We start from the raw sequence: 12,649 nt of genomic DNA on the forward strand, positions 1-12,649 counted from the left end.
GGAATAAATTTTGATTATTTCGTTAATATCCATTTTTGTCGATCAAGTGATGGATCCAGTTCACTTAGCAAGAGTTCGGTCCCATCTTCCGATACTTCTAATGCTTTTTGATGATGAGCTGAAGTAATATGAACTGATCCGTCTTTGTTCTGGTGAAGGACCCAACGCTGGTTATTGTACCCTAAGTAATGATATAGCTGAAGTTTATTTTGCCCTATATCCAGATCAAGCGTCTGACCGGCCGTAGTACGAATCGAATACGAACCTGCTTCGTCGCCTGTCGGAACAAATATCCACTTCTGTACGGAAGCTGCACTTGCATCTTGCAAGGTAACCGGCTCCCCGTTGACAAGGTTAACTGTATAAATGGATTTCTGTGTTGTGGCATTTACAAGGCTGGACTTAATGAGGTTCGCAGGTTCGCTGTTGCTCATATTGACGTTCTGATAAGATGCGGAGCCGCCAAATACATGGAGTCCAAAGTGGCCTTCTGCAAAAGTACCATCCATGATATCTATGACTTTTTGACTGTCCACGTGAACGACAATATGCGGACCATTCGCTTCTATTTTCACCTTATACGTATGGCCTGGCTGAATGAAAGTGGGTACTTTTGCAAGAACCTGCCGTTCTTCAAATCCTCCATTGATTTTATAGAACAGACGGATTGCCTTCATGTTAGGGTCTAGATTCAGATAATAACCACTGCGACCATCTTCGCTAGCCCTGAACAAAATAGAACCTGCCCCTCCTGTTTCACCAAGCATCATGTCTGCTTCATACGTAAAATTCCCAGCCTTCTCTTTGGCAATATAATTCGAATCGCTAAAATATTTACCACGAATCCCATGTTCACTAACTAACCATGAAGCAGCAGACAGATCTTTAGTCCATCCACTCAGGTTTGTCCGGAACTCGCCACCTGAGACTTTAACGAGCACACTACTGGAAGCTTTACCATTCGGTGTAGATACAGTGACTGTGGACTCCCCTTCTTTTTTTGCCTTAATAACTGCATGTGAATTGTCTACCAACTCTATGGTTATGACTTCGTTATTACTGGAATTCCACTTAAGTGGTTGAACGCCTGGACCTGGTCCATACTCGACCATGGCCTGCAGTGTATCCGACTCGCCTACCCCCAGTTCCCGAACGCTCGTATCCATCTTTATTTGAACTTTTGAAGGAATGTCCTCGTTCCAGACAGATTGAAGTTGATGCACTTTCAAGGAAACAACGTTCACCTTCCCACCTTTCACGTAAAAACTCATCGCTCTACTAGCAGGATCAGGAAATATAACATCTGAAAAGACAACTTTGCCGTCGTTACCAAAGGCTTCAACAGAAGACTCATCCACAAGAATACGCATCTTGATCCGATTATTCTCCATTTGCGTAGACGCTTCATGTTTCTTACTGAAAAGGTTAGAAAAATCCGTTTCACCGGATGCAGTTCGGTCCACAAACATACGACTATCACTTGCCTTATAACCCACGACCGTCTTCTGATTTGCACCCTCACGAATGTTAAAGCCAAACTCGGTTACTGTGCTGGCTTCAGGGATTTCAATTTCAGCTTCAATTTCGTAAGCACCTGAAATAATACCTTTTAGCAGATTCCCGGAAGAAGGACTCACCGACTTGTTGGAAGCAGAATACAAAGGTTTACGCAGTGATTCCAATTCTTTGATTGGACTTTGCACCATTCGAATTCCATCTTCGGTCGTTACCAATGATACTTCTCTCGGAATGGTTAGTTCACCTTTCCAATTGGACGTTGGGAAAGCGAACGGATAATCCCAATTCGTCATCCACGCCATCATCACTGTGCGATGATCAGGCATGTTAGCAAAAGACATCGAAGCGTAAAATTCTTTACCAAAATCTGTTCTTAACACCTTACCCGCCGGATTATCGTTCACGAATTTACCATCAGCTGTTAAATGACCGATAAAATACTCGGCATCTGATCCGCCTGTTTTGGGATTCGCTCCTGTACTGATCATCATAACCCACTTCTTCTGTGACGTTCCGTCTACCGGAAGCTGGAACAAATCAGGGCATTCCCATACGCCTCCGCGGACGTAATCCCCATATCCCCAATTATCTGTCAATGTCCAGTCAAGTAAATTCGTTGACGTATAGAAACGAATATGATCTCCTCCGGACACAACCATAACCCATCGGTTATTCTCATCATCACGGATCACTTTCGGATCGCGGAAATCCCAATTCCCAACTTCATTTCCGCTCTTACCTGGGTTCTCGATCACAATCGGGCGTTCCTTCGAATACTCCCAAGTACGACCTTGGTCTTTACTGTAAGCCAGACCTATACGCTGGTTCCCATTTGGGCTATCCGGATTAAAGGAAGTGTAGTATGCAATAAGGCCCTTGCCTCCTGAATCTCCGAATAAACCAGATGCATTTGTCATATCCGCAACAGCCGACCCAGACCAGACATGTCCGTGATCATTCCAGGGAAGTGCAATCGGAAGCCGTTTCCAGTTCAGCATATCTTTACTTACAGCATGCGCCCATGTTCCTCCATCCTGATGAAAGAGATGATATTCTCCTTCGAAGTAGACAAGTCCATTCGGATCACTCGCTGAACCACGTATTGGCGTGTAGTGATATTGTGGACGATATATCTCATTGTAATATTGGCTCAATTCCGTCACATAAGTATCATTGAAGTAAGCCGTCCCCTTTTTTACGACGATTCCGGTACTTCCACTCCTGTAGGTTGTATCTTTCACGTCAATCGCGGCCGTAGTGTATCCGTCCAGGAAGACCTGAATTCGATCTCCCTTTGCCTTGATTTCCACATGATGTTTGGCTCCCATCTGACTCGGATAAGAACGTTGCGAACTTGCAATTACTGTTCCTTTTGTATTCGTCAAACTTACACGAACCTGATCCCCTTCCTTCGTAAGAGTAGCTTCATATCCTTCCGCTCCATCGGATGAAGATCGAAATGCGAGAGCTGCAATAGAATCGGGATGAAGGGTAATATTCCCTTCATACACCATGTCAGTCGCCTCTTTAGTATAGATTTGCTGTGCTTTGCTCTCCTGTTCTACTATCCCTCTTTTGCCGTTGATATCAGGCTGCCATTTTCCCTTGCTAGAAAGCAACGTACCCAGATTACCCTTCAGATCGCTCACTACGATGTTCGAAAACAAGGCGGATCCATCCCATACATGGAGTCCAAGCCTTCCGCTTTGATACGAAATGTCTTGAACATCAATTAATGGTTTATATTGATTGCCCCAATATACTTTTAGCGAGGAACCCACTGCCTTCACTTTGAGATGATAGATTTGCCCCATTTCAACAGAAACTTTACGCTCCTCCTTTAATTTCCCATCTCCATTTTTTGCATCTCTTAACCGAATCAGACCTGCGTCCGGAACGATTTGCAGCATGTACGAGCTAAAGCCGTCCTCATTAGAACGAAATAACAATGTTGCGTCTGCCTTCGTATCCCTGATCATGACATCAGCTTCATAAATAAAATCATCGGACACTGTCTCTGAGATGGCCATTACATTTTCTTTAGGTTGTGAAGTTAGCAAGATTCCTTCTGAAGTATCCTCTAATCCCCCTTTTCCTTTCACTTGCCAGCCTATCAGATTGGTGTTTGGTTTGGATGCGCTTTCAAAAATATCAAGCTCCTCCTTTGCCTGTTTATTTGTTTCCTGATCAGCGAGCACAGCACTAGCCGCAACTGAGTTAGATGTAAAAATACCGTTTGAAGTCAGAGCTAATCCCGTTGCCATCAGAAGACATATTGCGAATTTAGATTTATCGTTCATTCCTTACCCTCTTTTCTAATGGAATTGTAAAGTCGGTTCAAATTTAATTGGTTTTGGACACCCAGTTCAGTTCGGTTGCCCAAAACCGCGCAGTAGCCATTATGTCGAATCCAGCCATTGCTAAAGTCTAAACACTCTCATTTCCCCAAATGCTTACGAGATCATTGATTTGAAGCGACACGACCTTTAGTTCTCCGCCAATGGCATAGAGTTCTAGTCCTCTACTTCCCAAGTCAGGGAAAATCGTGTCTGAAATGATAGTAGTTCCATTGTTGCCAAAGATCTCTACACTTGACCAATCAACATAGATGCTCAACTGTATCCGTTTATGCTCTGGCTTCATGGGGGCCTTGTGTTTTGCAGCAAAATCGGGATGAAAATCAACAGCGTTCGACTTCGTCCGATCGACAAATAACTCCTCATTCAAGACATTATATCCGATGACTGTCTCCTGGTTGGAAGAGGAAGACTTATGCATCTTGAACCCCAATTCTATTGCATTACCGATTTCAAATTCCGCAATAATTTCCATCTTTGCAGCAGAAATAGCAGACAAAACGTTCATATCTGGTTTAATCGTAATGTCTTGTAGAGATAGAATTGATCTTCTAAGTTGATTTAACTCAGTTATGGGTGCTTGAATTAAGCGAAGTCCTTCCGAATGCGTCCTAAGCTGAATCTCTCGTGGGATTGACATATGGCCACGCCATTCTTTAGAAGGAAGAGTGGAAGCATAACGCCAATTATTCATCCAGCCGACCCAAATCTTTCGCCCATCCTCATTCGGGATACCATCCCAAGTCACGGCCGCGTAAAAGTCAGATCCGTAATCTATCCATTGGATTGTATCGAATGATTCCAATGGTTCATCTAGTGTAAAAACCTTACCATCAAAGTGACCTATAAAATACATCATGCCAGAACCGCCTGCGGGTGGTTCTGAATCGTTTGGATTTACACCATTTCTATCTCCGACACTTAGTGTCAGAATCCATTTAGTGGTATTAGGGTCCTCATCCACTTGGAGTTTAAAAACATCAGGACATTCAAATATTCCACGATGGATGCCCGGAATATCAGAACCGAAACCGCTTGCAAAAGACCAATCCTTAAGATTCAAAGATGTGTAAAATTCTACACGATCGCTTACAGCAAGAACCATTACCCAGTTTGAAGATTCTTCATGCCAGAATACCTTTGGGTCTCGAAAGTCTAGCGTCTCCATGGGGAATAAAACAGGGTTACCTTCATATTTTGTCCAGGTTCTACCTTTGTCCTTGCTGTAAGCGATGCTTTGAACCTGCGGTTTACCGGGTTGAGCGCTGTTACCATTATTGGTATAAATTGCAACCAATCCTGATCCTGCTTCGTTGAAGAATCCGCTTGTATTGTTCTTATCGACTACCGCACTTCCCGAAAAGATCGCTCCATCTTCCCCAGGTGAGATGGCTGGTGTAAGTTCATCCCAATGTACTAAATCGTTACTTACTGCATGCCCCCAATGCATTCTGCCGAAGTCAGGCTGCGTATCATGAGGAGTATACTGGTAGAAAAGGTGATATTCTCCTTCATAATAAACCATTCCGTTAGGATCGTTAATCCAGTTTCCCTTAGGGGAATAATGTATTTGCGGTCTGTATTCATTTTTATAAATAAAGTTTTCCGGACCTTTGCTGATACTATTTTCTTCAGCTGATAGAAGTATTTTTTTGATTTTATTCACGCTCCTTTAAGGCTATTTAGAATCTAAAAGAAGAAATATGCATTCCTTATTAACAAAATAATCCACTCGTTTTCATTTGTCAAAGTATTTTTGTATAAATGAACATTATTTTTTATGTATATACCTGTTTTAGTTTACATTTGCACATTTTATGCCTGATTATATAAAATAACAATTTTTATTTAAGTCGATCTAATCATTTTTTTATTGTTTCAAACCTAATGGTTTACAAATGTAAAAAAGGTTACATCTAAACTTCTCTTTACTTGTTCAACAAAATATCGTTAGTATTAAACCCAATTTTACCGATAAAACAAAAAAAGCCGCTAAAATAGCGACTTCAATAGGAATATGTTCTTGTCTCTTGAAATGTTCTAAACAAATTAACGTCTCTTATGCTTTAACCACTTCAACCTTTTTATCCCCTGCTGACTTCGCTACCTCTAACGTTGTGTTACCTTGGATAGTGACTATTAGACCAGTAGCCAGCATAGAAACGATTAAAGCTGCGCTGAGGGCTGTGGAAATTTTCTTCTTGACCATAATCATACCTCCGATATCTATTATGTTGTAATAAGCGACTCAAAGAACTATGACGAGCCGAGTGTGACTGGATATTACAATATTTCACTTTTTTGTTGGGTAATCTACCTGGTGATTGTATTATAACGTACTGCCAATCATTGTAAAAGGTTTTTTTCCTTGTTTTCAAATTAAATAAAGTATGACTGGCAGCATTGGGTCATCAGAAGCGAGTTTCCCGAACGGGGAGCTATCGCATCCATTCCATATCCGCACGTCTATATAGCTAAACGTGCTATTGAGTTACTGTTCTTGTTAAATGAGGATTCTTGGCAGGAACATTGTCACTGACGAACAGGTGGTGCAAAGACTGGAGCCAATCTAGACGGATGTACCTTTTCCCCGATACCATAAAACTCACAAAAGTTCATTATTAGCGGATTCCACTTATCTGGATCGATATAATTTTCTTCTCCATCCATCAATATCTGCTCGTTAATGTGCGACTTCACAATGTTAACTTCGATAGCAGCTAGTGTACTTGGATCCTCTCCAAAATCATGAACATGTTTGACAATTGCTTCAAGTTGCACGGGGCACTCCTTAAACAGGAAGGTTTTACTATATCTGATGGTGTTTGAGTTAATTGGGCGGCACCAAATTTGTCTGGTTCGTACCTATACCCCTGTCGTACTTTGTAATCAGGAACAGGGTTACGTCCAGTGAGAAGAGCCAGTCGATCCACAGCGTGAACAAGATCTACCGAAGCCAGGTTTAAGACACACTCACGTTCACGCAGAATATTTTGCACGGTTTGAGATCGGTTACTTATTCCAAGCATAAATGACTGATTTAGCGACCATGCAGATGAAATAGGAGCTAAATTTACCGAATGATCCTCGTTTAGAGTGCTGATAAGTACGACTGGAGTTCCAAAATAGAAAATTTTCGGTTCTACAATTTTATGCATAGATATGCTCCTTCGCATTCAATTTTACTCATTGATTATAACAAGGGAGCAATTTCGAAATCTTGTTGTCTTATTTAAAAAACTTTAGGGATTGTATTCTCAGATTCTTTTCAAAACTAAAAAATTTGGCGGTCATTCTCCTTGATGTAAAGTATCCACATATTCAATAAACCTTTTCGCTGCTGGGGAAATATTATGATCATCTCTCCACTTTAATCCTATTTCCCAGTACCATCCTTCATCAATGATAGGGATCCAGACCAATTCATCTAACATCAACCCCAGCGTCTTAGGCAGCACTGATACACCTAGACCCGACTTTATAAAACCGGCTACAGTGATCAGGTCCTCCGCTTCATAAGCCGAAGCAAGAAAAAATCCGGTATTTCGGAAACGGGATATAATCGTTGCTTTTAACCCACAGTTGTTTTTCAATCCAATAAATGGCTCTCCAGACAGCTCTGCCAAACTAAGAGCGCTGCAATCTGCATAACGATGTTGGGAGGGAACAACAATGTATAAAGGAACATTTTGAATAGTCTTCCAGTGATGATTATCCATAGTAGATTCCCTCGATGTAATCATAACATCCGAAAATCCTTGCTCCAGATGTTCATCAATATCCCCTAAGTTCCCTTGTGTCAATTCGAACCGAACTTTGGGATACTTCGATTGATAACTTCGAATTAGGCTAGGGATCAATTCAACCCCGAGAATGTTTAGATAAGACAACGTAATCACACCAGTATCCGGATTGGACCACTCTTCAATTTCCCTTAGGCCATTTTCAATATTATGTAGGGCTCTACCAATCCATTTAAAGAACATAGTACCGTTTCGGTTGAGCTTTATATTTCGTCCATTTCGCTCAAATAAAGGAGCTCCTATTTCGTTTTCAAGCTTGGCAATTGCATGACTTAATGCTGGCTGAGTAATACCGAGTTTTTTGGAGGCTAAGGTCATATGTTCAAGCTGTGCAACGGTCATAAAGTATTCCAATTGTGTAAGTTCCATTAAAACACCCCTCCATATATTAATAATATTCATCATTTTTATTATTATAATAAATTGGACGTTATGAAAGTAGCAAGTGTAGTATTAGTTCTAGCTCCTCTCGAACTACACATTAAGGTTTAGAGACAGAGCACTTTCAAATTAATCATTGAATACCATCACTAGGAGGAATAGTTATGCATAAAGAATTTGAGTTCTCTGTATCAGAATTTGAAGGTAAAAAGGTGCTTGTAACCGGAGGGACAAAGGGAATGGGACAAGCAGTTGTAAAAAGACTTGCAAAAGGCGGAGCTACAGTCCTTACTACTGCCCGTTCTCTATCTACTGACTTGCCCAATTCGGTCAAATTTGTGCAAGCAGATGTCGCCACACCTGAAGGTGTAGAGCAAATAATTACAGCAGTAAAAGAGCAACTTGGAGGTATCGATATTATTGTCCATTGCGTAGGTGGATCAACGACACCACCAGGAGGCGCACTTGTATTGAGTGATGAGGATTGGCTTCATACATTAAATTGGAATTTACTCGCAGCAGTTCGACTTGATCGTGGCTTAATTCCACTTATGTTAGAGAATAATTCAGGCGTTATTCTTCATTTCACTTCCATCCAGAGACGTTTGCCTTTATATGAAACTACACTGGCTTATGCATCTGCCAAAGCCGCGCTGACTAATTATAGCAAGGGATTATCGAATGAATTTTCCCCTCAAGGAATTCGCATCAATACATTGTCTCCCGGATTTATTCAGACAGCAGCAGCTGACGCATTAATTGATCGGATCGCAACGGAAACCGGAAGTCGAGAAAGTGCGCTCGAACAACTTATGACTTCACTCGGAGGTATTCCAATTGGCCGGCCAGGATTTCCTGAAGAAGTCGCTGAGCTGGTCGCATTTCTGGTCTCAGACCGAGCAGCATCTATTACAGGTAGTGAATATGTCATAGATGGGGGAACGATCCCTACCGTCTAAAAATTAATTAATAAAGGGAGAGAACAATATTGATCTCAGTCATTTACCGTCTGTAATTGGCAAATACATTACTGCATCTAACAAGCCAGACCCAGTAGTATTTGTAGATTGTTTCTCAGAAAATGCTGTCGTGTTGGATGAAGGGAAAAAGCGAAATGGCAAACAGGCGATTCGGGAATGGAGTGATCAAAACCATTTCGCGGCGAATGTAACGTTAGAGCCAACAAAAGCAAAAAAAATAGGTGATGAAATTGTGTTAACATGCAAGCTGGATGGTACCTACGACAAGACTGGTCTACCCGATCCACTATTATTGGATTATCATTTTGTTATTGTTGACGATAAAATCGTCAGACTTTCCATTTTCTAAACGTATCTAAATGTAAAAACAATGTTTTCCGTGGGCTTATTACCAACTGGGATAGTAAGGTCAATGATTCATATAATGGGTATATAGTTGCTCGAAGGTTGTAAAATGTTCGACTTTTCTACCGACCTTATCATACTCTTCTAGATAATCATCCATCACTTCAAGGAGCTTCTCTTTCATAACTGGTAAATTACTTGCATCAAAGTACTGCATAAGATCAAATTTCTTGGTTCCTTTCTCCATGGCCATTTCATCAAGATATCCATGTGCTCCAAAGGCCGAAAGAAAGACGTAGGAAGGATCGTTCGTTGCAACACTCTTCAAAATTTTATTACGGTAGTTGCACCACAATTCTTCGTATGTCCCTCTCAGATTATCAAAGGTCGGAGCCGGTTTAACAATGAAGTTATCACACATTGTGTTATGTAACCTCGTAACGCTATTCAACATATTAAAGGATGTTATTCGAATATCTTCAATGGTATGAGCTTCGATGATTGACATGTATAAGGATTCGAGATTATCCGGAACATAGCGAAACGAACGTATCTCTTCCAAATATCGCTTGATCCCTCGTTTGATGCACGTGTTATTCATACTCACCAAGGCATTGACTAGATTGTACAGAACCTCAGCAGATGCATATCGCACTGAACCGATATCTTCACTAAGCATCGTATCGCTGTATGCTTGCTTAGCTAGGTCGATCCATTTATTTGCTCGATTAAGACACGCTTCTCCTATCGGTTTTGCAAGTGCATCAAGAGCTTTTTGCCGGAAGACGTTCAATTTCTCCAAATCATCAGGCTTTGCATAGTAGAGTATTTTGAGCTCGGTTAGGCTCGATACGTTGGGACTCTCCAAGTTGGATTGCTCTTGTATTCTTGAATCCCATGGCGTGCAATAGATATCATATCCAACGTCGTCCAAGATGAAGCAATCGGATATTTCCCATCCCTTTTCTGTATTATTAATGATAATTAAATCAAGATCGCTCTTCTCGTGAAAGTCATCGGTGCTAAATGAACCAGTAAGCCCAATAATGGCGATATCATCTAGAAAATCTCTTTTTACGCGTTCAATCACCATATTAATTAGCAGTTCATTTTTGTCCAGCAGCTTCTTCTTTATGATTTCGTTCATTCGTTACACCTCTTTGTATGATCCGGCCGTCCTTCATCACAACAACCTTAACTTGAGTCTATCGATTTAGAGGTACGGTTACTATGTATAAGTTCATTTAAGTCATCTTTGCACAAAATCCGCTAAACCGTCGAAACGACGAGTTAGCGGATTTCATTAGTTCCTTGATTAGTTCTTTGTATAGACTATTTTCTTTATGCTTTCGCAGGACAAGAAATACCGACCCGCCAACTCCTCTATCCTGACTCCATTGCGGAATAAGGATTTAATCTCAGCGTTTCGAGCAGAGACCTTACTCTTGCTCTCTGTTTTCTCGCCCCATTTTAGGTGCACCTCTTTGGGTTTGGGGATATAAACCAATTCGCCTTGAACGTATTCTTGAATGATACGTAGCAATTCTTCCGGAAAAATAGACTCGGCTTTTGAATATTTCATGGGCCTCACTCCTTATTTAATAGATCAATAAGGTGCAAAGCCAGTTAGTAGAATATTACGATTCGTCGTTGGCAATGTGATTCTTCCCAGGCTCTATGCAAAGCATTGCCATATCCTTCACTGGCTTTGCATAGAGCCGTGCATGTAAGAATCCTACCCCGATTGTTTTCAATAGCCTCACCTCCATAGAAAATAGATAGTTGCTATTTGCTTATTATATCAGGGCTTGTTGTTGAAATGTATAATCATGTCTTTTGGGGCTGACACGATTGTACGCTTACTGGATCATGTATAGAAAAATAAAATACATTTCTACGTAAATAAAAATCCGCTTTGTAAAGTGGGATGTATATCAAAAGGTAGGAGCAGGTAATTCATCAATTTTCATGCGTAGTAAACTATAGGGTTTTTGTCGCAGGTCTCTTCCATAATGAAATCTCGCCTGCCTATGTAATTGGTTCACAATTACATATAAGTATTGATCCGGACCAATAGAAAACGTATCTGGCCATAAAATTCGGGGATCATGGGCGATGGTTTCCATGATTCCATTTGGCAATATCTTTCGAATACTATCGTTTTCATAATCTCCAGCATAAACGTTTCCTTTTGCGTCCGTGATCATCCCATCAGATGCACCCTTCTCTCCCCAATACTGCACAAGATCACTTAACTTAAAATCCGGTATCGTTCTGTCTCTTAACGATTCTGTTGAGATCGAGTATAGCTGGCGACTGGTTAATGGACAATAGAATAACATTTTTCCATCAGGGGAAATGGCTATACCATCAGAGGCCAATCGAAAGGGCGATGTTGAACCATCCGCGTTTCGATTCATCAAAATTTTACCTTCCACTTTCGGCACAAAATATGGATCGGGTGAGGTCGAGCTTGCTCCATGCAACCGTCTATACGCATTTCCGTTTTCTAAATTTACGACGATAATAGCGCCTGGACCATTGGAAGAAGAATCCGTTATATATGCGAAACCTGCTTTTCCTACACGAAAGTCAAATCGGACATCATTCAGATACGTTGTCGGCAAGACTACATCATCAGCAAATGTATATACTTTTCTTATTGTATTTGTTTCTAAATCTACCGCGACTAATTTTGCCCCTCCTTTAATTGGCTCAGAAAAATTTGGTGCAGCCGTGTCCAGTACCCACAAGGTTCCCCTTCCATCTGCAACAACACTTTGGACACTGATGAAGGACATAACGATATTCAATGGGTTGATCAAATTCGTTTCTACATTAGGATAAGGTTGCATCTGACCCTCAACAATTTCCGCTACCGTAAATCTAACGTCATCTCCCCATTTTGGAAAGCAAATAAAGATACGCCCGGTTTCGGATACACTAACGCCTGTAGGCATAGCCCCGTAAAAGGAATGAACGAGTTCTAACTTACCAAAATATTCTTCCATAGGTAACATAGGCTGTATGATGTCCTCCTCAACATAGTTGAATAGATATTACCTATAATTATGTTCGAGACTTTTTCTAATGCCTGGCCCTTAATCATTCTTTTTCAACCTCGATTTTGAAAATGTCCGATACATCTAAAAATACAAAAAACTTCGGCGTAAGCCGAAGCATGTTGACTGTAACTATATGTGTTCTAGGAAAAATGCTTCCTCCGATCGTCAACGCAGGGTAATTCCCCCATGCAGAGAGTATC

The 12,649-nt window shown here is 41.0% G+C and carries 9 protein-coding genes and 1 pseudogene; 2 read left to right on the top strand and 8 right to left on the bottom strand.

All coding sequences use genetic code 11. The features are described 5' to 3' along the window. Nucleotides 1-14 precede the first annotated feature (14 nt). The 5 genes and pseudogenes from BLS69_RS07555 to BLS69_RS07570 form a co-directional block, all read right to left on the bottom strand. Nucleotides 15-3,818 carry a GH32 C-terminal domain-containing protein gene (locus tag BLS69_RS07555; protein ID WP_091029982.1) on the bottom strand — a complete coding sequence of 1,268 codons (3,804 nt, stop codon included), beginning with the start codon at nt 3,816-3,818 and terminating at the stop codon, nt 15-17. 127 nt (nt 3,819-3,945) lie between these two features. Continuing rightward, nucleotides 3,946-5,541: a glycoside hydrolase family 32 protein gene (locus BLS69_RS07560; protein WP_091029985.1), complete on the bottom strand. Its 1,596-nt coding sequence runs from the start codon at nt 5,539-5,541 to the stop codon at nt 3,946-3,948. 393 nt (nt 5,542-5,934) lie between these two features. After that, the gene (locus BLS69_RS32095; protein WP_164783315.1) at nt 5,935-6,084 is read right to left on the bottom strand and encodes a hypothetical protein; all 150 of its coding nucleotides are present in this window, start codon (nt 6,082-6,084) and stop codon (nt 5,935-5,937) included. A 323-nt stretch (nt 6,085-6,407) separates the two neighbouring features. Then, nucleotides 6,408-7,033 (bottom strand): annotated as a pseudogene (locus BLS69_RS07565) (flavin reductase family protein). Nucleotides 7,034-7,165: 132 nt separating this feature from the next. Beyond that, on the bottom strand, nt 7,166-8,047 hold the full coding sequence (locus BLS69_RS07570; protein ID WP_091029987.1) for a LysR family transcriptional regulator: 882 nt from the start codon (nt 8,045-8,047) through the stop codon (nt 7,166-7,168). A gap of 176 nt (nt 8,048-8,223) precedes the next feature. Between BLS69_RS07570 and BLS69_RS07575 the strand changes: the two genes are divergently transcribed. After that, entirely contained in the window at nt 8,224-9,018 is a 795-nt protein-coding gene (locus tag BLS69_RS07575) for an SDR family oxidoreductase (RefSeq protein ID WP_091029989.1), read from the top strand. A gap of 130 nt (nt 9,019-9,148) precedes the next feature. Then, nucleotides 9,149-9,388 carry a nuclear transport factor 2-like protein gene (locus tag BLS69_RS07580; protein WP_256332252.1) on the top strand — a complete coding sequence of 80 codons (240 nt, stop codon included), beginning with the start codon at nt 9,149-9,151 and terminating at the stop codon, nt 9,386-9,388. A 60-nt stretch (nt 9,389-9,448) separates the two neighbouring features. Here BLS69_RS07580 and BLS69_RS07585 read toward each other — a convergent pair whose 3' ends face one another. From BLS69_RS07585 to BLS69_RS07595, 3 genes are all read right to left on the bottom strand, one after another. Continuing rightward, nucleotides 9,449-10,531: a nucleotidyltransferase domain-containing protein gene (locus tag BLS69_RS07585; protein WP_091029994.1), complete on the bottom strand. Its 1,083-nt coding sequence runs from the start codon at nt 10,529-10,531 to the stop codon at nt 9,449-9,451. A gap of 168 nt (nt 10,532-10,699) precedes the next feature. Further along, the gene (locus BLS69_RS07590) at nt 10,700-10,966 is read right to left on the bottom strand and encodes a CD3324 family protein (protein ID WP_091029997.1); all 267 of its coding nucleotides are present in this window, start codon (nt 10,964-10,966) and stop codon (nt 10,700-10,702) included. A 352-nt stretch (nt 10,967-11,318) separates the two neighbouring features. Beyond that, nucleotides 11,319-12,404, bottom strand: a complete 1,086-nt coding sequence (locus BLS69_RS07595) for an L-dopachrome tautomerase-related protein (RefSeq protein ID WP_176872639.1) — start codon at nt 12,402-12,404, stop codon at nt 11,319-11,321. Nucleotides 12,405-12,649 lie beyond the last annotated feature (245 nt).

Origin of the sequence: Paenibacillus sp. CF095 (assembly GCF_900101225.1) — a bacterium.
Classification (GTDB): Bacteria; Bacillota; Bacilli; order Paenibacillales; family Paenibacillaceae; genus Paenibacillus.